18 protein-coding genes are annotated in these 23,013 nt (G+C 74.3%); 6 read left to right on the top strand and 12 right to left on the bottom strand.

All coding sequences use genetic code 11. The features are described from left to right. Positions 1-12 precede the first annotated feature (12 nt). The 3 genes from ACFU0Y_RS04890 (at position 13) to ACFU0Y_RS04880 (ending at position 3,003) form a co-directional block, all read left to right on the top strand. Positions 13-1,575, top strand: a complete 1,563-nt coding sequence (locus ACFU0Y_RS04890; protein WP_380213324.1) for a sodium:solute symporter family protein — start codon at positions 13-15, stop codon at positions 1,573-1,575. A gap of 157 nt (positions 1,576-1,732) precedes the next feature. Then, entirely contained in the window at positions 1,733-2,377 is a 645-nt protein-coding gene (locus tag ACFU0Y_RS04885) for an RNA polymerase sigma factor (protein ID WP_380213335.1), read from the top strand. Beyond that, positions 2,374-3,003, top strand: coding sequence for a methylated-DNA--[protein]-cysteine S-methyltransferase (locus tag ACFU0Y_RS04880; protein ID WP_380213323.1), 630 nt, complete (start codon positions 2,374-2,376; stop codon positions 3,001-3,003). Before ACFU0Y_RS04885 ends, ACFU0Y_RS04880 begins: the two co-directional genes overlap by 4 nt. Positions 3,004-3,062: 59 nt before the next feature. Here the strand turns inward: ACFU0Y_RS04880 and ACFU0Y_RS04875 are convergent, their stop codons facing one another. From ACFU0Y_RS04875 to ACFU0Y_RS04830, 10 genes are all read right to left on the bottom strand, one after another. Further along, positions 3,063-4,520, bottom strand: coding sequence for an amidase (locus ACFU0Y_RS04875; protein ID WP_380213322.1), 1,458 nt, complete (start codon positions 4,518-4,520; stop codon positions 3,063-3,065). Then, positions 4,517-5,743 carry an amidohydrolase gene (locus ACFU0Y_RS04870; protein ID WP_380213321.1) on the bottom strand — a complete coding sequence of 409 codons (1,227 nt, stop codon included), beginning with the start codon at positions 5,741-5,743 and terminating at the stop codon, positions 4,517-4,519. Before ACFU0Y_RS04870 ends, ACFU0Y_RS04875 begins: the two co-directional genes overlap by 4 nt. Positions 5,744-5,801: 58 nt before the next feature. After that, positions 5,802-6,533 (bottom strand): hypothetical protein, encoded by a 732-nt coding sequence (locus tag ACFU0Y_RS04865; protein WP_380213320.1) that lies wholly within the window; start codon positions 6,531-6,533, stop codon positions 5,802-5,804. Positions 6,534-6,560: 27 nt separating this feature from the next. Next, positions 6,561-7,286, bottom strand: a complete 726-nt coding sequence (locus tag ACFU0Y_RS04860; RefSeq protein ID WP_380213319.1) for a DUF5058 family protein — start codon at positions 7,284-7,286, stop codon at positions 6,561-6,563. A 70-nt stretch (positions 7,287-7,356) separates the two neighbouring features. Continuing rightward, positions 7,357-8,604: a M20 family metallo-hydrolase gene (locus ACFU0Y_RS04855; RefSeq protein WP_380213318.1), complete on the bottom strand. Its 1,248-nt coding sequence runs from the start codon at positions 8,602-8,604 to the stop codon at positions 7,357-7,359. A 150-nt stretch (positions 8,605-8,754) separates the two neighbouring features. Continuing rightward, positions 8,755-9,183: a hypothetical protein gene (locus ACFU0Y_RS04850; RefSeq protein WP_380213317.1), complete on the bottom strand. Its 429-nt coding sequence runs from the start codon at positions 9,181-9,183 to the stop codon at positions 8,755-8,757. Beyond that, positions 9,173-10,519: an allophanate hydrolase gene (atzF, locus tag ACFU0Y_RS04845; protein ID WP_380213316.1), complete on the bottom strand. Its 1,347-nt coding sequence runs from the start codon at positions 10,517-10,519 to the stop codon at positions 9,173-9,175. The genes ACFU0Y_RS04850 and atzF overlap by 11 nt, the downstream gene beginning before the upstream one ends. Before the next feature lie 36 nt (positions 10,520-10,555). Further along, positions 10,556-14,215 carry an urea carboxylase gene (gene uca / locus ACFU0Y_RS04840; RefSeq protein ID WP_380213315.1) on the bottom strand — a complete coding sequence of 1,220 codons (3,660 nt, stop codon included), beginning with the start codon at positions 14,213-14,215 and terminating at the stop codon, positions 10,556-10,558. Positions 14,216-14,217: 2 nt separating this feature from the next. Continuing rightward, positions 14,218-14,940, bottom strand: coding sequence for an urea amidolyase associated protein UAAP2 (locus ACFU0Y_RS04835; RefSeq protein WP_380213314.1), 723 nt, complete (start codon positions 14,938-14,940; stop codon positions 14,218-14,220). Between the two features lie 54 nt (positions 14,941-14,994). Then, complete coding sequence (locus ACFU0Y_RS04830) at positions 14,995-15,846, bottom strand: urea amidolyase associated protein UAAP1 (protein ID WP_380213313.1); 852 nt, start codon at positions 15,844-15,846, stop codon at positions 14,995-14,997. Between the two features lie 143 nt (positions 15,847-15,989). Between ACFU0Y_RS04830 and ACFU0Y_RS04825 the strand changes: the two genes are divergently transcribed. Both ACFU0Y_RS04825 and ACFU0Y_RS04820 read left to right on the top strand, forming a co-directional pair. Beyond that, positions 15,990-16,655, top strand: coding sequence for a helix-turn-helix domain-containing protein (locus ACFU0Y_RS04825; protein ID WP_380213312.1), 666 nt, complete (start codon positions 15,990-15,992; stop codon positions 16,653-16,655). A 141-nt stretch (positions 16,656-16,796) separates the two neighbouring features. After that, positions 16,797-18,581 (top strand): N-acetylglutaminylglutamine amidotransferase, encoded by a 1,785-nt coding sequence (locus ACFU0Y_RS04820; RefSeq protein ID WP_380213311.1) that lies wholly within the window; start codon positions 16,797-16,799, stop codon positions 18,579-18,581. A 96-nt stretch (positions 18,582-18,677) separates the two neighbouring features. On the opposite strand, the gene ACFU0Y_RS04815 is transcribed toward ACFU0Y_RS04820, so the two are convergent. Beyond that, the gene (locus ACFU0Y_RS04815; RefSeq protein WP_380213310.1) at positions 18,678-21,236 is read right to left on the bottom strand and encodes an MMPL family transporter; all 2,559 of its coding nucleotides are present in this window, start codon (positions 21,234-21,236) and stop codon (positions 18,678-18,680) included. 79 nt (positions 21,237-21,315) lie between these two features. Next, entirely contained in the window at positions 21,316-21,978 is a 663-nt protein-coding gene (locus tag ACFU0Y_RS04810; RefSeq protein ID WP_380213309.1) for a TetR/AcrR family transcriptional regulator, read from the bottom strand. A 331-nt stretch (positions 21,979-22,309) separates the two neighbouring features. Here ACFU0Y_RS04810 and ACFU0Y_RS04805 point away from each other — a divergent pair. Continuing rightward, positions 22,310-23,013: hypothetical protein (locus ACFU0Y_RS04805; RefSeq protein ID WP_380213308.1), on the top strand; the 704-nt coding region annotated here is incomplete at its 3' end.

The following is a 23,013-nucleotide window of genomic DNA, read 5'->3' as shown; positions in this document are numbered from 1 at the left end:
GGGGAGAAGCACATGATCATTCTCGGGGTCGGCATCACCGTGCTGGCAGTGCTCGTCATCGGCGTGCTCGTGGCGCGCAAGGTGGACGGCGACAGCACCAACTACCTCGTGGCCGGCCGGCAGCTCGGGATGCCGCTGGTCGCCGTGTCCCTCACCGCGGCGGCCGTGGACTCGAACGCCACCGTGGGCAACACGGACCTCACCTCCGGCTACGGCTTCTGGGCCGGCGCCTCCCTGGCCCTCGGTCTGGCGGTGTGCCTGCTGCTCGCCGGGCTGTTCCTGGCCAAGCCCATGAACCGGCTGCGCCTGTTCACCCTCGGCGACTTCTTCCGGATCCGGTACGGCCGGACCACCGAGACGCTCGCCTCGGTGATCATGATCTTCGCCTTCACCTTCCTGCTGGCCGGGAACCTGGTGGCGTGCGGGTTCCTGCTGGAGTACTTCGCCCACGTCCCCTACTCCATCGGCGTGGTCGTGGCCAGCGCCCTGGTGCTCAGCTACACCCTGGCCGGCGGTCTGTTCTCCGACGCCTACACGGCGGTGCTGCAGACCGTGATCACCGTGGTGGCCGCCGTGGCGCTGATCGTGTGGGTGGCCCTGACGTACGGCATCGTGATCCCGGAGGGGATGGGCCCGTTCGACCTCGAGCAGCTCACCCGCCCCGAAGCCGGCGCCCCGATCAACTGGGCCACGCTCATCGCCCTCGGCATCGGCGACCTCGTGGCGATCGACTTCATGCAGCGGATCTTCGGCGCGAAGAGCCCGAAGGTGGCCCAGCGCTCGTGCTTCGTGGCCGCGGGCACCACCGCGGTCATCGGCACGATCTTCGCCCTCGTGGCCCTCACCGCCTCCGCCGTGCTGGGTCTCTCCGCGGAGAACGGCCCGATCCTCTACACGCTGCTGGGCGAGTACGCTCCCCCGCTGCTGGCCGTGCTGGTGCTCTCCGGCATCGTGGCCGCGTCCTTCTCCACGGCCTCCGGGGCGATCCTGGCCACGTCCGCCGTGACCGTGCGCAACGTCTTCAACGTCCGCCGCACCGAGATCTCCGGCGCCCACGACCCCCTGCTGCGCTGGACGCGGCTGGCCATGCTGCCGGTGGTGGTCATCGGCATCCTGCTGGCCGTGCGGGTGAGCCAGACCGGGATCCTGCTGACCCTGGCCTTCGACCTCATGCTCGCGAGCCTGTCCGCCTCGTTCATCCTCGGCACCTTCTGGCGGCGCCCCGGCGCCCGGGCCGCCCTGGCCGCGGCCGCGGTGGGCCTGACCAGCCGCTTGGTGTTCCTCGTGCTGACGCCCACGATCTACGGCGCTCCCAACGACCTCCACCACCTCGAGAACACCCTCGTCACCAGTGCCTTCGACGGCTGGGCCACGCTCGTGGCCGGCGCCCTGGGCTGGCTCACCTACGTCCTGGTCGGTCTCACCGCGGCCCGCGCCCAGGTCGAGACGGACACGCAGCGGCTCGAGCTGTACCGCCTCTACCGCGAGCAGACCCCCTCCGGCTTCACTCCCCGGGTCCGCACGGCAGGGGTTCCCGCGCCCTCGGCCGACCCGCCGGTCCCGGCCGGGGTCTGAGCCCGGCCGTCGACGACGATCCCGGGCCCGCGTGCCGGATGCCGGATGCCGGATGCCGGATGCCGGATGCCGGATGCCGGATGCCGGATGCGCCAGGATGAAGAAGATCGCTCGGCGCCGATCTCACGTTTTGTCCGGTGCGTCCGTTTACAGGGTGATGGAGACGAAAGAGCCTTTCGAGACGGTGGTGACCCGGCACGGCCCCGTGGTGTGGCGGGTCTGCCGGGCGGTCCTGAGCGACCCCGCCGACGCCGAGGACGCGTGGTCGGAGACGTTCCTGGCCGCCCTGCGGGCGTACCCGGACCTTCCGGCCACGGCGAACGTGCAGGCGTGGCTGGTGACGATCGCCCACCGCAAGGCGGTCGACGTGGTCCGGGCCCGGTCCCGGGCGGCGGTGCCCGTGGCCTCGCTCCCGGAGCCGCCGGCCCACCGGGACGACCCGCCCGAGCACGACTCCCCGCTGTGGAGGGCCGTGGCGGCCCTGCCGCCCAAGCAGCGGCACGCCGTGGCCTACCGCTACCTGGGCGGGCTGCCCTACGGGCAGATCGCCGAGCTGCTCGGCGGCACCCCGGCGGCCGCCCGCCGGGCCGCCGCCGACGGCGTGGCCGCCCTCCGCAGGGTCCTCGCCGGCGCTCCGGCCGAGGCGCCCGCGCTGACCCGTGTCGCCACCGCTGCCGGAGGTCCGGCGGAGATCCACGCCGGCACCCTCGCCGAGACCCCCACCGCTGCTTCCGTGGAGACCCCGGCCGAGGTCCTCGTCGAGACTCCCGCGGAGCCCGACCGGACAGGAGAGCACCGATGACCACGAACTCCCTCAGCTCACCCCCGCGCTCGCCCCTGAGCGAGCTCCGCGCCGCTCCCGCGCCGCAGACCGTGCTGCACGGACTGCACCGGCGCCTGGAGGACGGGGCCGCCGAGGCCGGGCTGCTCGACGTCGCGTACACGACCGTGCACACCCCGGTGGGGGTGCTGCTGCTGGCCGCCACGCCCGAGGGCCTGGTGCGGGTGGCCTACGTCCGGGAGGGCCACGAGGCGGTCCTGCAGGACCTCGCCCGCCGGATCAGCCCGCGGGTGCTGCACGCCCCCGCCCGTCTGGCACCGGCCGTCCGGCAGCTCGAGGAGTACTTCGCCGGCACCCGCACCCGCTTCGACCTCCCCCTGGACCGCTCGCTCTCGCACGGGTTCCGGCGCCTGGTCCAGGAGCACCTGCCGGCCATCGGCTACGGCCGCACGGAGAGCTACGGCGCGGTGGCCCAGTCGGTGGGCCGCCCGCAGGCCGTGCGGGCGGTGGGCACGGCCTGCGCCACGAACCCCCTGCCGGTGGTCGTCCCGTGCCACCGCGTGCTGCGCGGCGACGGCGGCCTGGGCGGATACGTCGGCGGCCTCGAGGCCAAGACGGCGCTGCTCGAGCTGGAGGCGGCCGCCTGACAGCGGGCGGCACGGCGGCACCGACCGGTCGCCGGGCCACCGAGCCGCCGGGCCGCGGCTCAGAGCCGCGGCACGGCCTCCCCGTGCCGGGTGGCGTGGTCGTACGCGCGGGCGGTCCGCAGCAGCTCGACGTCGCGCCCGTGCGCGGCGACGAGCTGCAGCCCCACGGGCAGACCGCCGGGGCTGAAGCCGCCCGGCACCGAGACGGCCGGGCACCCGGTGGCCGAGATGAGACTGGCCGAGCGCATCCACTCGACATATGTTTCCATCGGCACACCTGCCACCGCGCGGGGCCAGCGCTCCTCGGACGGGAACGGCAGCACCTGGGAGGTGGGCGTCAGCAGCACGTCCCAGCGGTCGAAGAACGCGCGCACCGCCTCGTGCAGGCGCGTGCGGGCCAGGGCCGCGTCCATGAGCTGCTCGGCGGTCAGGGCCAGTCCCTTCTCGACGTTCCACACGATCTCCGGCTTCACGAGCTCCCGGTGCTCCGCGACCACCGCGCGCAGGTTCACGGCCATGTCGAAGGCCCGGGTCACGTCGAAGACCTCGTCGGCGTCGCGCAGGTCCGGGACGGCCTCCTCGACCACCGCCCCGAGCTCCTCGAACACCCGCGCCTGGGCAGCAAGCACCTCGAGGACCTCCGGCTCCACCGGGACGCCGAGACCGAGGTCCGTGCTGAGCCCGATCCGGACGCCGGCGAGGGGACGGGTCCCCGGATCGGGCGGGTCCTCCGCGGCGAGCGCCCGGAACCCCGTGCGCGGCGCCGGGCAGTCCAGCGGGATCCGCGGGTCCGGTCCGGCCAGCACGGACATGGCCAGGGCGAGGTCGTCCACGCTGCGGGCGAGCGGACCGGAGCGGCCCAGCCACGCCCAGGCGTTGCCCGCGGGAGCCGAGGGCACCACCCCGGCGGAGGGCCGGAAGCCGGCGATGTTGCAGAACGCGGCCGGGTTGCGCAGGGACCCGCCCATGTCGGAGCCGTCCCCCAGGGGCTGGATCCGGGCCGCGATCGCCGCGGCCGCCCCGCCGCTGGAGCCGCCCGCGCTGCGGTCCAGCGCCCAGGGGTTGTGGGTGGTGCCGAAGACCTCGTTGAAGCTGTGCGAGCCGGCCGCGAACTCGGGCACGTTGTTCTTCCCGGTGCTGATCACCCCGGCCGCCGCGAACCGCGCGACGATCAGGTCGTCGTGCTCCGGGACGTGCTCGGCGAACACCGGGGAGCCGGAGGTGGTGCGGATCCCTGCGGTGGCGTGGGTGTCCTTGTGCGTCATCGGCACCCCGTGCAGGGGCGGCAGCTCGTCCGCGGGAGTGGCCGCGGTGAGCTTGTCGGCGCGGGCGGCGGCCGCGTGGGCCTGCTCGCGGACCTGCGTGACCACGGCGTTCACGGCGGGGTTCACAGCGTCGATCCGTGCGAAGTGGGCCTCGAGCACCTCCCGCGCCGAGACCGTGCGCGTCCGGACCGCCGCGGCGAGCTCCCGGGCGGAGAGCCGGAGCAGCTCGGTGGTCCCCGTGCCCCCCGTCATCGGGCGCCCACGCGGGAGAGGATCGCGCTGACCGCCGCCGTGACCCCGGTGCCGAGCGTGGGCTCCAGGACGGGGGCGAAGAACGGGGAGTGGTTGGTCGGCACCGGGGTGTCGCCGTCGACCGCCTCGTCGGGCATCCCGCCGAAGAACCAGTACACGCCCGGCACCCCGATGGCGTCGGGCAGGTGGCCGAAGTCCTCGCTGCCCATCTGCGCGGGGCGGTCGAGGACGTTCTCCGGGCCGAGGGCCGCCCCGAGCACGGTGCGCAGGGCGTCCGTCTCGGCCGGGTCGTTGACGAGGAGCGGGAAGGTGTAGATCTCGTCGATCCGGGGCTCCGGGGCCCCGGAGGTCACGGCCTCCCCGCGGATGACCCGCCGCAGCGCGGCCAGCACCTGCTCCCGGACCTCGGCGTCCAGGTTGCGGACGTTGACGGTGAACTCCGCGACCGCCGGGATGATGTTCTCCTTGAGCCCGGCGTGGAAGCTGGCGATCGTGATCACCGCCGCCTGCTGGGCGGGGATCTCGCGGGAGACGATGCTCTGGATCCGCACCACCATGTGGGCGGCGAGCACCACCGGGTCGATCGTGTCCTCGGGGCGGGAGCCGTGTCCGCCCCGGCCGTGGACCGTGACCTTCCAGCCGTCGGCCATCGCCATGGCCGGGCCGCTGGTGAGCTCCACCTGCCCGGCCCGGCCGGGCCAGACGTGCTGCCCGTAGACGATCTCGGGGCGGGGGGCGCGGTCCCACAGGCCGTCCCGCAGCATGGCCATCGCGCCCTCGGCGGTCTCCTCGCCCGGCTGGAAGAGGAAGACCACGGTCCCGGCCCAGGCGTCGCGGGCACCGGCCAGCAGGGTGGCCGCCCCGACGGCGCTCGTGATGTGGGTGTCGTGCCCGCACGCGTGCATGACGGGCACCTCGGTCCCGTCGGGCAGCACGCCGCGGGCGGTCGAGGCGTAGTCCAGGCCGGTGTCCTCCGCCACGGGCAGGGCGTCGGTGTCCGCCCGGAAGCCGACCACCGGCCCCTCGCCGTTGCGCAGCACGGCGACGACGCCGGTGCCGCCGCAGCGGAACGTCTCGCAGCCGAGGGCCTCCATGCGCTGCTCGATCAGCGCGGCGGTCCCGTGCTCCTGCATGGACAGCTCGGGGGCGCCGTGCAGGTGGCGGTACAGGGTGTGCAGGTCCTCGCGCAGCTCGGCGGGGATCTCGGGCAGGGTCGTGGTCATGACGTCCTCTCGTGGGCGGGGTGCGGGGCGGGGATCTCGGGGAAAGCGGCCCGTGTGGTCACGGCAGGCTCTCGTCCCCGGGCGCGGCGTGCTCGGCCTTCCGGTCGCGGAGCACCCACGCCAGGACCATGGTGGCCAGGACCACCACGGCCGTGGCGAAGTTCCGGAACGTGGTGCCCAGGACGGGCACCAGCAGCAGCTGGACGACCGCCCCCACGGCGAGGGCGATGAGCAGGATCCGCGGCTGCTTCACGTAGGCGGCGAGCTGGACGACCACCGCGCCGATGATGGCCGGGAAGATGTAGAGCCGCGCCACCTCGACGACGGGCTCCGGGACCACGCTGACCAGCCAGGTGCCGAGGATCCCGACGAACAGCAGCAGAGAGACGATGTGCACCACGGCCGCGCCGCAGATGGCCATGACGGCCGCCAGCTCGGCCCGCCGGGTCCCGGGCTTCGCGCCGATGGCCGCCTGGGCCACGATCGCCGAGGGCAGCAGCTTGTTCGCGATGTTGCCGATCATGAAGGCCTGGTACATCGCGGCGGGCCCCAGGACCGGGTAGTAGGTGATGGGCTCGACGACGGCGAGGATCGCGAAGACCGCCGCCACCGCCAGGAAGGCGGTCAGCACGTCGGACAGCGGGATCTCCAGTCCGGAGAAGAGCAGCAGGTACACCGGGCCGGCGTAGGAGAACAGCAGTCCCACGATCATGGTGAGCCGTCCCCAGCGGGACGTGGTGCGGTCGTAGACGGCGTAGGCGGTGGGTGACGTGCCGGTGGACGAGGCCATGACGACTCCTTCGGGGTCTCGGGGCGGTCAGGCCGCGGGGCCCATGCCGGCGCCGTGGGCGAAGTAGGCGACGACGAGGCCGATGATGATCGAGAAGCCGAGCCCCCACTCCCGCAGCCACGGCGCCCGGAGCGCCCGCGCGAGCAGCAGGCACACGGCCATCACGATGGCGGAGACCACGACCGTCAGGATGTGCACGGAGCTCTTGGGGAGCTCGGCGATGCCCAGGGAGGCGAACGCGGCCAGCAGCGCGGCCGAGGGCACGATGGCCATCAGCGCCGGGTTCACCGCCCGGAGCTTGACGTCCCCCCGCTTGAGCAGGGGGGTGAGGATCAGCGTCGACAGCATCCACAGCCCGCCCGAGAGGCTCATGGCCAGGAAGGCCACGGTGAAGACCTCCGGCGTCCAGCCGGCCCCGCCCAGTTCGGCGTCCAGGGTGCCGGCGGCGAGGTTGGCCGAGGAGGTCTCGGTCGCGGCCGAGCCGACCAGTCCGATCCGCACCAGCACGGCCGGGGCGCCGAACAGCGGGAGCAGGGCGACCGCCACGACGACCACGGCGAGCGACGGGCCGATCGCGGCGACACCGCCCGAGCGGAAGGACTGGCGCAGGTCCTGGCGGGTGAAGCCGACGTCGGGGCCCACGAGCCGGGCGGCGCGCACGTAGATGACGGTCTGCACGATGATGACGGCGAAGACCGCCAGGGCGCAGAACCACAGGAAGGGCGTGTTGACGTAGTCGGACAGCGCGGTCATGGGGAGCCTCCGTTCCGGGGACGACGTGCTCGGGTGGTGGCCGTCCGGAGGGCCCGGCGGCCGGGGGTCGTCACAGCGGCGCCGTGTCGAGGGCCCGGAGGGTCTCGCCGAGGACGTGCACGCCCCGGCCGATCTCCAGAGGGTCGGTCCACTCCTCGGGGCAGTGGCTGCGGCCGTCGCGGGAGGGGACGAAGATCATCGCCATCGGGGCCAGGGCCGCCATGTGCACGGCGTCGTGCGTGGCGCCGCTGGGGATCGGCCGCCAGGAGTACCCGAGCCGGTCCGCCGTCGCGGCGACGACGTCGTGGGCGCGCGGGTCGGCGTCGACGACCTCGTTGTCGGTCGTCCAGTCGAACTCGACGTCGACGCCGTAGCCGCGGGACGCGGCGAGCACGGTCTCCCCGAGTCTCCGGCGGGCCCCGGACAGCCACGAGCGGTCGATGCTGCGCAGCTCGCCCCGGAGGTCGACCGCGCTGGGGACCACATTGGGGGACGGCGAGCGGTTGTCGGCGTGCGTGGCGGTCGCCACGCCGTGACCGGGTGCCCCGCAGCCCTCGCGGCGCACGGCCAGGACGGCCTCGGCGGCGGCCACCAGGGCGTCCTGCCGGTCGGCGACGGGCCGCGTGCCGGCGTGATCCTCCCGGCCGGCGAAGTGGGCCACGAAGCGCTCGATGCCGCAGACGGAGGTCACCACGCCGATCTGCTCCCCGCCCTGCTCGAGTGCCGGGCCCTGCTCGATGTGCAGCTCCACGAAGGCGTGCAGCGGACCGGGACGGGCGGGCCGCAGCACGGCGGAGGGGTCGAGGCCGAAGTCCTCGTAGGTCCTGGCCAGGCTCCGCCCGGCCCCGTTCCGGCGGTCGAGATCGGCGGCCGTCAGCTCCCGGGCCAGGGACCGGCTGCCCAGGCAGCTGAGGCCGAAGTCGTTGGGCTCCTCGCCGAGGAAGTCGACGACCAGCAGGTCCCGGGAGAGCGGGGTCCCCGAGTCCCGGACGGCCCGGGCGACCTCGACGGCCGCCAGCACGCCGACGACGCCGTCGAAGCGCCCGCCGCCGTCGACGGTGTCCGTGTGGGAGCCGGTCATCAGCGCGGGCGCGGCGGGCCGGGCGCCGGGGAGCCGGCCGACCAGGTTCCCGGCCGCGTCCCGGTGGACCTCCAGCCCGGCGTCCCGCATCCGGGCGGCGACCCACTCGCGGGACTCCCGGTAGGGCTCGCTGAAGACCTGGCGCGTCCATCCCCGGCGGTCGTCCCGGCACAGCCGGGACAGCTGGTCGACCTGCTCCTCGACCCGCTGGGCGGTCTCCTCCAGATCGAACTGCATCGCGCACGTCCTTCCTGCCGAGCGGATCGGTCCGGGGTGCGGGCACGGCCTGCGGTCGCCGACGGGAGCGCCGGACGGCCCTGTCCCTCGTGCCCCGCACGTTACCCACTCCGGAGCCGTCCGACCAGGGCCGCGGCCTGCCCGCGCGGCTCAGGCCACGGCCGCCCGGTACGCGGCCCAGCCGCCGTGGTCCGTGATGTCCTCGGCGCCCTCGAGCGCGAAGGGCTCCACCAGGAACCCGGGCAGCTCCCGGCCGTCGGCGAGCTCGACCTTGCCGACGGCCATGGGGGCGGGCAGACCGGCCACGAAGGTGCCGAAGGCCGCGGCGTCCAGTGCCCAGACCTCCACGGCCAGGGCCGCGCCGCGGTCCGGGACGCGGAGCACCCCGGGCTTGGCGGGCACGGTGTCCAGGGCGAACATCCGGTACGCGGCCGCCGTGGCCGTGGTCTCCACGAAGCGGGCGGCCAGGTCGAGCAACTGCGGGTTGAGCGGCTGGCCGCGCAGGTGGGCGCCCGCGACCACGAGCAGCAGCTCCGCGGCGCCGGGCGCGGCCGGCGCGGGCACGGGATCAGCAGCCACCGAAGCCGCCCTCCCGGGCCACGTCCACGAGCCGGTCGTCCTGGAACGTGTCGCCCACGAGCTGCACGCCGAAGGGCAGGCCGTCCACCCGGCCGGCCGGGACCGCGAGCGCGGCGAGGTCGAGCAGGTTCACGAAGTTGGTGAACCGCCCCATCCGGCTGTTGGCGCCCACGGGGTCGGCGGCGACCTCCGCGAGGGTGGGGTGGAACGTGGTGGTGGGCAGCACGAGGGCGTCGAGCGCCCCGAACACCTGCCGGGCCCGGCGGGCGCAGCCGTCAAGGACCTCCTGGTCGGCGAAGACCCGGTGCGCGGGGAGGTCCTTCGCGCCGGTGATGATGCGCCCGACCGTGGGGTCCACGTCCTGCGGGTGGGCGTCCACGAACGCGCCGACGGCCGCCCAGCGCTCGGCGACGAACGCGCCGTCGTAGAGCAGGGCCGCGGCCGCGAGGAACGGCTCGATGTCGACCGGCACGGCGCGGAACCCGCGGTCCGCGAAACGCCCCACGGCGGCGGCGTAGGCCTCGGCCCAGCCGGGGGCGAGATCCCCCAGCTGCTCGGGCGCGGCGAAGCCGACGACGCGCTCCAGCCGGGCCGGCCGCGGCGCGGCGGGAGGCCGGGAGCGGGCGTCGCCGTCGTCGGGCCCGGCCATGACGTCCGCGGCGAGACGGGCGAGGCGGAGGTCCCGGGCCATGGTGGTCACCACGTCCTGGCTGCGGCACGCGGGCACCACGCCGGTGGAGGGCACGAGGCCCTTGGTGGGCTTGACCCCGTACAGCCCGTGCAGGGCGGCGGGCACCCGCCCGGAGCCGGCGGTGTCGGTGCCCAGGGCGAAGTCCACGAGGCCGAGGGCCACGGCCACCGCCGAGCCGCTGGAGGACCCGCCGGAGATCCGCGCGGCGTCCTCCGCGTGCCGGACCGCGCCGTACGGGCTGCGGGTGCCGACCAGCCCGGTGGCGAACTGGTCGAGGTTGGTGCTGCCCAGCACCACCGCGCCGGCCTCCTTCAGCCGGCGGACCACCACGGCGTCGCGCGGCGGCTCGTAGCCGTAGGCCGGGCACGCGGCCGTGGTGGGCAGGCCGGCCACGTCGATGTTGTTCTTCACCGCGAACAGGGTCCCGGCCAGCGGCAGGTGCTCACCGGCGGCCCGGGCGGTCAGTGCCCGGGCGACGTCCTCGGCCACGTCCCGCCGGTGGCGCAGGCCGATCCACGCCTCCGGCCGGTCCGCCTCCTCGATCAGGCGGTAGCGCCGCGCCACGAGCTCGTGGGCGGTGCGCTCCGCCGCGTCCGGGGCCCGGGCGCCGTCCGGTGGTGCTGCGGTCTCTGCTGTCGTCGTCATGCGTGCTCTCCTCGGGGGTGGCGTGGGGTCCGGGGCTCAGACCGTCTCGGTGGCCGGGGCCGGGCCAGCCGGCACTGGGTCGGCCGGTGCGGGGCCGGCGGGTGCGGGGGCGGCCGTGCGGACCACGGCCAGGACGGCGCCCGGGCCCACGTGGGCACCGGGCTCGACGACGATGCTGTGCACCACGCCGTCCGCCGGCGCGGTCACGGGGGCCTCCATCTTCATGGCCTCGACCGCCATCAGGGTCTGGCCCTCCCGCACCCGCTCGCCCACCCGGACGTCCACGCGGAAGACGTTCGCGGCGAACTGCGCCTCGACGCCCTCGCACCCGTCGGGGATCACCACGGCGAGGTCCTCCGCCACGGCCACGTCCGCGAGGGCGGCGACCCGCTCGAACTCGCCGGCCTCCTCCCACGCCCGGCGCTCGTCGTCGAAGGCCGCCCCGCGGCGGGCCTCGAAGGCGTCGATGTCCTCCCGGTGCTCGGCGAGGAAGGCCTGGTAGTCGGCCATGGAGAACTCGCCCTCCTCGATCCGCAGCGGGAGCCGGCCCACGGCCATGTCCGCGCGCATCTCCGCCAGCTCCTCGGAGGACACCGGGTACCACTTGATCCGGTCGAAGAAGCGGAGCAGCCAGGGGGTGCCGTCCTCGTAGGGCCCGCGCTGCCGGTGGGTGGACCACACCTGGGTGGTCCGGCCCACGAACTGGTAGCCGCCGGGGCCCTCCATGCCGTAGATGCACAGGTACGCCCCGCCGATGCCCACGGCGTTCTGCGGGGTCCAGGTCCGGGCCGGGTTGTACTTCGTGGTGACCAGCCGGTGCCGGGGGTCCACCGGGGTGGCCACGGGGGCGCCCAGGTAGACGTCGCCCAGGCCCAGGACCAGGTACTCGGCGTCGAAGAGCACCGAGCGGACGTCCTCGACCGAGTCCAGGCCGTTGATCCGGCGGATGAACTCGATGTTCCAGGGGCACCACGGGGCGTCGTCGCGCACGCCCTTCTCGTAACGCCGGATGGCCTCGCGGGTGGCGGGGTCGTCCCAGGACATCGGCAGGTGCACGGTGCGGCTGGGCAGCCGCAGGTCGTGCGTGGGCGGCAGCGCGGCGTCGAGGACCAGCACCCGCCCGAGCACCTCGTCCAGGCCGAGCCGGTCGGGGTCGAGGTGGACCTGCAGGGACCGGATGCCCGGGGTCATCTCCAGCACGCCGGGCATCGTCCCCTCGTCGACCTGCTGCTGCAGGGCACGGCGCAGCGCCTCGATCCGCATCCGGGAGGCGATGTCCAGGGTCATCTCGCCGTACTCGACCAGCACGTTGGCGTCGCCGCTGCGCCGCACGGTCAGGGCGGGGCGGTCCGCGCTCGCGGGCACGGAGGTGACCACGCCGCCGTCGACCACGGCGTCCCGGCCCGGGGTCACCCGGGCCCGGGGCTCGCGGCGCAGCTCCGCGGCCTGGGCCTGGGTGATGGGTACGAAGCGCACCCGGTCCCCGGCGCGCAGCTGGCCCAGCTTCCACTTCTGGCCCTCGGCCACCGTGGCCGGGCACGTGAACCCACCCAGGCTGGGGCCGTCGGGGCCGAGCAGGATGGGCATGTCGCCGGTGTAGTCCACCGCGCCCACGGCGTAGGGGGTGTCGTGGATGTTGGAGGGGTGCAGACCGGCCTCGCCGCCGTCGCGGCGGGCCCACGCGGGCTTGGGGCCCACCAGGCGCACACCGGTGCGGTCGGAGTTGAAGTGCACCTCCCAGTCGGCGGCGTAGAACTCCTCCATGTCGGCCACGGTGAAGAACTCGGGGGCGGCGTGCGGGCCCTCCAGGACGCCGATCTCCCAGTAGGCGCCCACCTGCGGGCGCTCGGCCAGCGGGACGTCGGCCACCTCGTGGGGCACGGCCGGGGTGCTGATCCCGAGGACGTCGCCGGGGGCCAGGGCGCGGCCGGCGGCGCCGCCGATCTCGCCCTGCACGAAGGTCGCGGCGGAGCCCAGCACCAGCGGCACGTCCAGTCCGCCCTCCACGAGCAGGTAGGCGCGCATGCCCTGCTCGGCGCGGCCGATCGCGAGGACGTCGCCGGCGGCCAGCCCGAGCACGGTCCACTGCGCCATGGGCTCCCGGTTGACCAGGACCTCGACGGGGGCGCCGGTCACCATGACCCGGCTCGGCGTGTGGAAGCGCAGGGTCGGCCCGGCCGCCGTCACCTCGAGGCCGGCCGCGCGCTCGGGGTTGCCCAGCGACTCGTTGCCCAGCCGGAAGGACAGCTCGTCCATGGGGCCCGAGGGCGGGATGCCCACGGGCCAGTACCCGATCCGCCCGGGCCGGTCCTGGACGGTGGTCAGCAGCCCGGAGCGCAGCACCTCGAGGCGCGGCTGGGCGCTGCGCACGCCCTCCAGGGTGGCGGTGGAGTGCTGCACGTCCCGCACCGCGGGCAGCTGCGGGATCGCCCGCAGCACGCCCAGGTTGGTGGCCACGCCGTGCACCCGGGCCTGCTCGAGGGCCGCCGCCAGCCGCGCCCACGCCTGCTCCCGGTCCTCGCCGTGGGCGACGAACTTGCTCAGCAGGGGGTCGTAGAAGGCGCTGACCTCGGTGCCGACCTCGATCCAGGAGTCCACCCGGAGGCCGTCCGGGACCACGAGGCCGGTGACGGTGCCCGCGCTGGGCAGGTTGTCCAGGTCGGTGTTCTCGGCGTACACCCGGGCCTCCACGGCGGCGCCGCGGGGGACGAGCTCGCAGTCCAGCATGGTGCGGTCACCGCCGGCGAGGCGCAGCATCCACGCCACGAGGTCCACGCCGTAGACGGCCTCGGTGACGGGGTGCTCGACCTGCAGGCGGGTGTTGACCTCCAGGAAGGCGGCCTCCTGGCGCACGGGGTCGTAGACGAACTCGACGGTCCCGGCGGAGCGGTAGGCCACGGACGCGCACAGCCGCCGGGCGGCGTCGTGGATGGTGGCGCGCACGTGCTCGGGGAGGTCGGGGGCCGGGGCCTCCTCGACCACCTTCTGGTGCCGGCGCTGGAGGGTGCAGTCGCGGTCACCGACCACCAGGACGTCGCCGCGTCCGTCGCCGAAGACCTGCACCTCTACGTGCCGGGCCCGCTCCACGAGCCGTTCCAGGAAGACCCCGGCGGAGGAGAAGTTCGCCCCGGCCACGCGCCGGACGCTCCCCCACGCCGCGCGCAGGTCCTCGGCGTCGCGGCACTCCTGCATGCCGATCCCGCCGCCGCCGGCAGTGGCCTTGAGCATCACGGGCCAGCCGATGCCCTCGGCCCGGGCGAGCGCGTCCTCGAGGGAGTCGAGCAGGCCGGTCCCGGCGAGCAGGGGCACCTCGGCGGCCACGGCGGCGTCCCGGGCCGTGTGCTTGGACCCGAAGATCCGCAGCTGCTCGCCGGTGGGGCCCACGAAGGCGATCCCGGCGGCCTCGCAGGCCTCGGCGAACTCGGTGTTCTCGGAGAGGAAGCCGTAGCCGGGGTGGATCGCCCCGGCCCCGGTGCGCCGGGCCGCGGCGATGATCCTCCCGATGTCCAGATAGCTCTCCGCGGCGGGCGAGGCCCCGAGGTGCACGGCCTCGTCAGCGGCGGCGACGTGCAGGGCCCCGCGGTCGGCGTCCGAGTACACGGCCACGGCCCGCAGTCCGAGGGCCTGGACGGAGCGGATGATCCGCACGGCGATCTCGCCGCGATTGGCCACGAGGACGGTGTCGAAGGCGCTCATGCTCAGGCCTCCTGCCCGGTCGTGGTGACGGAGGTGCCGGCGGAGACGATCATCTCGGCGCGGGACGGGTCGAAGCCGTTGCACGGGTTGTTGATCTGCGGGCAGTTGGAGACGACGACGAGCACGTCCCGCTCCGCCCGCAGGCTCACCGACAGCCCCGGCGCGGAGATGCCGTCCACGATGCCGAGCGCGCCGTCGGGGTCCACCGGGACGTTCATGAACCAGTTGACGTTGGAGACCTGGTCCCGCTTGCCCAGGCCGTACTGGGAGAGCCCGGTCAGGAAGTTGTCGGCGCACCCGTGCTGGGACCAGGTGTGGTGGCCGTAGCGCAGGGTGTTGGACTCCTTGGAGCAGGCGCCGCCGAGGGTGTCGTGGCGCTCCACGTCCGTGCCGACGACGGTCAGCAGCGGGTCGTGCTCGTTGCTGCGCAGCACCGAGCCGGCGGTCAGGTAGACGCTGTCCTGGCCCTGCAGGGTGGCCTGGGCGCTGTAGGCCCGGGCGGTGTCCACGGCGTCGTAGACCAGGAAGTCGACGGCCTGGTTGCCGTCCACGTCCACGATGGTCAGCACCTGGCCGGCCGTCAGGACGGCGGACCAGGGGGCGCGGGGGGCCACGGTCTCGCGGCGGAGCTCGGCGCCGAACCGGGACGCGAGGTCTCCGGCGGCCGGGACGGCCGTGGGGGTGGTGGAGGGGACGGTGCTGGGGGCGGTGCTGGCAGCAGTCATGGCGGGGTTCCTCGTTCTCGTCGCTGGTCTCGTCGCTGTTCTCCGTGCGCGGACTCAGGCCAGGCCGCGGGCTCGGAGGTACTCGGCGGTGTTCTGGTAGGCGCGGCGGCGCTCGGGGGCGGAGTTCCAGGCCGGGGCCTCGGGCGTGGTGGGCCGGGCGCGCCAGGCGACGACGTCGAGCGGGGTGCTGACGTACTCCTCGCGCGGATCCAGCGGATGGGCGGCGTTGGCGAGCAGCAGAACGCATGGCATCTCGGTGACGAGGGTCAGGGACGCGCCCGCCCCGGCGGAGCCCGTGAACGCGGGGTGTCCCGAGGGGGTGATCTCGACGCCCTGGAAGAAGGAGAGGCAGGGGGCGACGTCCCGCCGGGAGAGCCCGTGCTTGGCGCCGGCGAGGACCAGCAGCTCGCGGCCGGCGGGACTGGGCCCGTGCGGCTGGCCGTCCCCGTAGCGCTCCTCGTTGCGGGCCCGGGAGCTGGCGCCGTAGAGGGCGTCGTGGCGGACCGAGCTGTCCTCGACCACCGTGGCCATCGCGCGGCCCTGGTCGGAGAGCAGCACCTGGCCCGCGCCGGAGTAGACCTGCCACTGGATCTTCACGGTGTCGGCCACGTTGAGCCGCTCGAAGGGCTCGAAGGCGTTGTAGAGCAGGACCGAGGCGCAGGCGTCGCCCCGCACGTCGGTGAGCCGCACGGCGGTGCCGCGGTCCAGGACCTTGTGCGTGTAGTTGCCGCCGGCCACGCGCTCGGCCCACACGATGTCCTGCGGGGCCACCCGGGCCGGGGCCTCGGTGCAGGTCGTGGCCGGGACGGTGGGGCGGCACTCGACGGCGGTGCCCTCCTGGGCGCGGGCGTGGGCCCGGGCTCCGGAGGTGGTCCCCGTGGAGGACGTGGTCTGGGTGGCGGTCATGGCCGGCTCCTTCTGCCGAGAGGCTTTTCTGTCGCTTGACAGATATAGAAACAGGACCGGGTTTCCCCCCGGTTCGGCGCCGGTTTCGGTCGTGTAACTCCGGTCCCGGCCCGGGGACGGCCGGGATTGGTAGGTTCGGTGGCGTGACGAAGAGCCGAGGACGCCCGCGCAAGAGCACCACCTCCCCCACCGGGCGCGGCGCCGAGCAGGACATCCTCCACGCCGCCGGAGAGCTCTTCGTGCGCCACGGCTTCGGCCGCACGAGCACCCGGGCCATCGCCGAGGCCGCGGGCCTCCAGCAGGCGAGTGTCTACCACTGGTTCCGCTCCAAGGAGGACGTGCTGCTGCGCCTCGTGCTCGGCACCGTGCTGCCCTCGCGCCGGATCGCCGAACGGCTGCTGGCGGCGGACGCCCCCGCGCACGTGACGCTCTGGGCCCTGTGCTGCGCGGACACCCGGCTGCTCCTGGCGGACCCCCAGAACCTCGGGGCCCTCTACTTCGCCCCGGAGCTGCGCGCAGGGGGCTTCGAGGAGTTCCACGAGAACCGGGACGCGCTGGAGCGCATCTACGGGACGCTGCTGGAGCGGACCGCCGGGCACCCCCTCACCCCCTTCGACGCCGCCGTGGTCATGGGGCTCGTGGAGAACGTCATCCTCCAGCGGCAGCGGACGGCCCCGCGGCTGCCCGAGGACGCGACGGCCCGCATCGCGGACGCGGCGCTGCGGCTGGCGGAGGTGCCTGACCGCGTGACGGAGGAGACCCGGCGCCGGGGACGGGACCTGCTGGAGCGCCTCGACCGGACGGAGTGACCCGCCGCCCGGCCGGGACCCCGGCCTGCAGCACACCGATGAGCGGCGCCCCGGCCCGAGCCCGTAGCATGGAAGGATGCTGTCGCGCCACGGAACTCCCGTCCCGATCAGCCCTGCGCCCCGGAGCGGGGGTGAGCGCTGATGTGCGGAATCTCCGGTGAGATCCGGTTCGACGGGGCGGCCGCGGACCCCGGCACGATCCACCGCATGACGTGCGTGCAGTCCGGCCGCGGCCCGGACGGATCGGGCGCGTGGGCCCAGGGGCCGGTGGCCATGGGCCACTGCCGGCTGAAGATCGTGGACCTCAGCCCCTCGGGCGGGCAGCCGATGGTGGACTCCCGGCTGGGCCTGTCGATCGTGTTCAACGGGATGATCTACAACTACCGGCAGCTGCGCGAGGAGCTGCGCGGGATGGGCTACGAGTTCTTCTCCACCTCGGACACCGAGGTGGCCCTGAAGGCCTACCACCACTGGGGCCGGGAGTGCGTCTACCACTTCCACGGCATGTTCGCCTTCGCCGTCACCGAGCACACCAGCGGGCGCACCGTCCTGGCCCGCGACCGGCTGGGCATCAAGCCCCTCTACGTGGACCACACGGGGGCGCGGCTGCGGTTCGCCTCGACGGTCCAGGCGCTGCTGACGGCCGGGGACGTCGACACCTCGATCGACCGCACCGCCCTGTCCTACTACCTCACCTTCCACTCGGTGGTCCCGGCGCCGCGCACCATCCTCAAGGGCGTGCGCAAGATGCCGCCGGCCACCGTGCGCACGATCGAGCCGGACGGCTCGGCCTCGGACCTCGAGTACTGGAACCCCGAGTTCACCCGGGACGAGGACCGCTCGGACTGGTCCGAGCAGGACTGGCAGGACGGGCTCGTCGAGAAGCTGCGCACCGCGGTGAAGCGGCGCATGGTGGCGGACGTGCCCGTGGGCGTGCTGCTGTCCGGCGGCATCGACTCGAGCCTCGTCGTCGCCCTGCTCGCGGAGAGCGGGCAGGAGGACCTGCAGACGTTCAGCATCGGCTTCGAGTCCCGGGGCGAGGAGTCCGGGGACGAGTTCGAGTTCTCGTCCCTCGTGGCCCGCCGCTTCGGCACCGACCACCACCAGATCGCGATCGACGACGCCCGCCTGGTCCCGGCGATCGACCGGACGGTCGCCGCGATGAGCGAGCCGATGATCAGCCACGACTGCGTGGCCTTCTACCTGCTCAGCGAGGAGGTCTCGAAGCACGTCAAGGTGGTGCAGTCCGGGCAGGGCGCGGACGAGGTGCTCGGCGGCTACCACTGGTACCCGCCGCTGGCCGACGTCGCGCGCGACGACGCCCGCAAGACCTACTCCCAGTCCTTCTTCGACCGGCCGTGGTCCCGGCTCGCGAAGGTCCTCTCCCCCGAGTGGATGGCGACCCACGACGCGCCCACGGCGTTCATCGAGCGCCACTTCGGCCGCCCCGGCGCGGAGACCGCCGTGGACGCCGCCCTGCGCACCGACTCCACGGTGATGCTCGTGGACGACCCCGTGAAGCGCGTGGACAACATGACGATGGCCTGGGGCCTCGAGGCGCGCGTGCCGTTCCTCGACCACGAGCTCGTGGAGTTCGCCGGGCGCATCCCCCCGGAGCTCAAGCTCGCCGACGGCGGCAAGGGCGTGCTCAAGCGCGCGGCGCGCGGCATCGTCCCGGACGAGGTGATCGACCGGAAGAAGGGCTACTTCCCGGTCCCGGCGATCCGCACGCTCGAGGGCGGGACCCTGGACCGGGTCGAGGCGGCCCTGACGGACCCGGCGGCGGTGCGGCGCGGGCTCTACAACTCGGAGGTGGTGGAGACCCTGCTGGCCGACCCCAACCAGCACCACACACCGCTGCGCTCCAACGTGCTGTGGCAGCTGGGCCTGCTCGAGATGTGGCTGCAGGAGAACGGCATCGCCTGACGGCAGCACGGGCGGATCCACCACGACGACGGCGCCCCCCCACCCGCTGCGGGTGGAGGGACGCGCCGCTGTCGCCGGGGCCTGCCGGCCGGCGCGTCAGTCGCGGCGGCCGGCGCCGACCAGCTCGTGCTCGGCCTCCGGGCACGTCGCGGCGTCGCCCCAGCCGCTCGGCCCGGCCGCGGCGGCCGGGTCGGCCGGAACGGGCGTGCGGTCGCGGCGCAGGGAGTCGCCCTCGACGTCCACGTTGGGCAGGATCCGGTCGAGCCAGCGGGGCAGCCACCAGGCCTTGTCGCCGAGCAGGTGCATGACCGCCGGGATCAGCGTCATGCGCACCACGAAGGCGTCGACGAGCACCCCGAAGGCGAGGCCGAAGCCCAAGGGCCGGATCATCGCCATGTGGGAGAACATGAACCCGGCGAACACGGAGATCATGATGATCGCCGCCGCGGTGACCACGGCCCGGCCCGCCTGGAGCCCCTCCTGCACGGCGGCCCGCGCCGAGCGGCCGTGCACGAACGCCTCGCGCATTCCGGAGACCAGGAACAGCTGGTAGTCCATGGCGAGGCCGAACAGCACGCCCACCAGGATGGTGGGCAGGAAGCTGAGCACCGGCCCGGGCGCGTGCACGCCGAGGAGACCGCCCAGCCAGCCCCACTGGTAGATCGCCACCACCGCGCCGAACGCGGCGAGGAGGGAGAGCATGAACCCGGCGGTCGCCACGACCGGCACGAGGATCGAGCGGAAGACGAGCACCAGCAGCAGCAGGGACAGCCCGACGACCACGGTGAGGTACAGCGGCAGGGCGTCGGCCAGCAGCTGGGAGACGTCGATGTTGCCGCCGGTCTGGCCCGTGACACCGATGCGCACCCCGAGCTCGTCCTCCAGGGCGGGGGACAGCGCGCGCAGGTCGTTGACGAGCACCTCGGTGGACTCCGCGGCCGGGCCCTCCGCGGGCACGACCTGGAACGCGGCGGTCCGGCGGTCCTCGGACAGCCCGGCCGGGACCACGGAGACCACGTCGTCCTCCGCCATGAGCTCCTCGCCCACGGCGAGCTGCAGATCGGCGGCCCGGGCCTCGTCCGTGCCCTCCGGCAGGTCGGCGACGACGAGCAGCGGGCCGTTGGCGCCGGCGCCGAACTTCTCGTCGATGACCTGGTAGGTGCGGTACTGGGTGGAGTCCTCGGGCTCCGAGGAGGCGTCCGGCAGGCCCAGGCGCATCGAGGCCGCGGGGAGCGCGACGACGACGAGCGCCAGCACGCCGGCCACGAGGGTCAGCACGGGGTGGCGGGTGGCGACCCCGGGACGGGGCTCACCGAGGTGGGCCGGCCGGCGGTCCGCGCGGGCCCGGGCGCGGGCGGAGAGCAGCCGCCCGCCCACCAGGGACAGCAGCGCCGGGGTGAGGGTCACGGCGATCAGCACGGCCACGGCCACGCAGACCGCCGCCGCGGTGCCCATGACGCCCAGGAACGGGATGCCGGTGACGTTGAGCGCGGCCAGGGCGATGATGACGGTCAGGCCGGCGAAGACCACCGCGTTGCCGGAGGTCCCGGTGGCCAGGCCGATCGACTCGTGCAGCTCGGTGCCGGCCAGCAGCTGCTGGCGGTGCCGGTTGAGGATGAACAGCGAGTAGTCGATGCCCACGGCCAGTCCGAGCATGACGCCCAGCATGGGGGTCACCGACATCATGTCCAGGACCCCGGAGAAGGACAGCACGCCCAGGGCGCCGACGGACACCCCGGTGAGCGCCATCAGGATGGGCAGGCCCGCGGCCACGAGGGTGCCGAGCATGACCAGCAGCACGATGCCGGCCATGACCACGCCGATGACCTCGGCAGGGCCGACGAGCTGCGAGATGTCCTGGGCGATCTCCAGGGAGTAGTCGACCTGCACGTCCTCGACCTCCGTGCCGTCCACCGCGGCCTGGAGGGACTCCTTCTCCTCGGCGGTGACCGCCTGCTGCTCCGCGGTGAAGGTCACCACGGCCATGGCGGCGGTCCCGTCCGCGGAGACCGTGCGGGTCTCCTCGGCCAGGGCCATCATCCGCTCGCCGCGGTCGATCTCGGGCAGTCCCTCCGTGAGCTGCGCCCGGTTGCGCTCGAGCTCCGCGCGGCCGTCGTCGAGGGCCTCCTGGCGGCCGTCGAGCTCGTCCAGGACCCGGTCCGGGGCGTCCGCCCGCTCGGCCTGCTCACGGGCGGCGTCGAGCCGGGCCTGGTTCTCGTCGAGCGTCTCCTCGGCGGCGTCGAGCCGCGCGCGGCCGTCGGCGGTCTGCTCGCGCCCGTCCGCGAGCTGCTGCTCCTGGGCCTCGCGCTGGTCCTGGGCGGCGAACGGGTCCAGGACGCCGTCGACGCCGGGGGACTCCTCCGCCGCGGCGAGCGCCTCCCCGATCTGCTCGCGCTGGCCGGCGCTGAACGGCTCGCCGTCCTCGGTCTGGAACACGATCCGCCCGGTGCCGTGGCCGGCGTCGGGCAGCTCGCCCTGCAGACGGTCGGCCAGCCGCTGGGTCTCGGTGCCGGGAACGGTGATCGCGTTGGTCAGCTGCCCGCCGAAGGCGGCGAAGGCGCCGCCGGCGAGGAGCAGGACCACCGCCCAGGCCGCGACCACGGCCCAGGCGCGGCGGGCGGCGAAGCGCCCGAGTCGGTACAGCAGGTGTGCCATGTCTCTTCTTCTGTCGGTCGAGTTCTGTCGGTCGTGCTCTGGGGGTCGTGCCCGGGGGGGGCGTGCCCTGTCGGACGGGTCAGTCCGCGAAGCCGTGGCGCAGGCGGTCCACGACGGTGCGCAGCAGCCGGTGCCAGGTCGCGCGGCTGTCCGGGGTGTCCACCGCGCCGGTCTCCTCGGCCCAGCGCTCGAACGCGACGGCCAGGGCGTGCAGCAGCAGGCTGGCGAGCAGGTCGACCGTGAAGGAGGGCGCGCCGGGGACCCGGTCGGTGATCTCGGCGGCCAGCCGGGCGGTGAGGGTCTGGAACACCTCGTGCGCCCACATCGCGGTGATGGGGCTGTCCTCGCTCGCCCCCATGAGGTGGGCGATGTGGCACATCGCCGGGACGAGCTCGGTGCGCTCGATGACGTCGGCCAGCTGCTCGAGGGCGGCCCCGGGGCTGGGGTTCGCGGGCGGCGGGGTGGCCTCGACGACGCGGGCGAAGTTGTCGACGAACACCCCGAGCAGCTCGCTGAAGCGCGCGTAGACGGCGTCGTCCGCGGAGGCGAAGTGGTTGAAGATCGTGCGCCGGGAGACCCCGGCCCGCTCGGCGAGGTCGTTGACGGTGAAGCGGCCCAGTCCGCGCTCGGCGGCGAGCGCGGCGGCGGCGTCGATGATGGCGCGGCGGTTGTGGTACTTCACCGCCTCCCTCCGGTCCTCCGGGGGGCGGTGCTGGGCGGGTTCGGCGGGCAGGTGCGTCACAGATAGTTACACTAGGTGCAAGAGTGCACACCGTGCAAGATTGCACTTCGTGCAGTCGGTCACGTCAGGGCGCGCCTCGCCCAGCGGCCCGTCCCAGCGCGGCCACGCCGTTCCGCCATGCCCGGCGGCACGGCGTGGCCGCCGTCGAACTCGACGAACTCGGCGTCGCAGCCGCCCCGGGGCGTCCCGCGGGAGGCAGGGGCGAGAACGGCGAACCCGTGCTCAACGGGCCCGCGCGGGCCACCATCACGGCGCCGCTGCACGCGTGCGTGGCCTACCGTGGGCCCTGGGAGAGGCCGGCGCGAGGGCCGGCGTGACGGAGAGGACAGCAGTGGAACGGGAGGACAGCATCCGGCGCGCGGACCGACGGCCGGCCGACGAGGACGAGCAGCTCGGTCTGGCAGAGGGGCTCGCGCGCCGGCTCGACCGGCCGATGGGCGTGCTGGGGATCCTGTTCCTGTTCGTGGTGCTGGGCCAGCTGCTCGCCGAGGACCCCGGGCTCGTGGCCGTCCTCAACGTGGTGGGCTGGCTCTTCTGGGCCGTGTTCGTCGGCGAGTTCCTGCTCCGGGCCTACGTCGCCCGCTTCTCGGCCCGGTTCTGGAGGCGCAACTGGTGGCAGGTGCTGTTCCTGCTGCTGCCCTTCCTGCGCTTCGTCCGTGCGCTGCAGGCCGCCCGGCTGCTCCGGCTCACCCGGCTGACGAGGGCGGGCAGCGTGCTCTCGGCCGGGGTGCGCGGCTCGCGCTCCGCGGGGAAGCTGCTGTCCAGCCGGATCGGGTGGCTCGCGGCGGTCACCGGCGTCGTCGTCCTGGTCTCGAGCCAGCTGCTGTACGTCCTCGGCCACTACGCGGGATACGGCCCCGCGCTCTCCGACGCGGCGATGTCCACCGTCACGGGCCGGGAGCTCGGGGCGCAGGGCGGCTTCCCCCGCGTGCTCGAGGTGGTGCTGGCGCTCTACTCGGTGGCCGTCTTCGCCACCCTCGCCGGCTCCGTCGGCGCGTACTTCCTCCGGGGCGAGTCCGCCGCCGGGGTCCCTGC

It is taken from the genome of Kocuria sp. NPDC057446 (assembly GCF_042802875.1).
GTDB lineage: Bacteria > Actinomycetota > Actinomycetes > Actinomycetales > Micrococcaceae > Kocuria.
The sequence above is the reverse complement of the archived record's forward strand: the minus strand, read 5'-3'. Positions and strand labels throughout refer to the sequence as shown.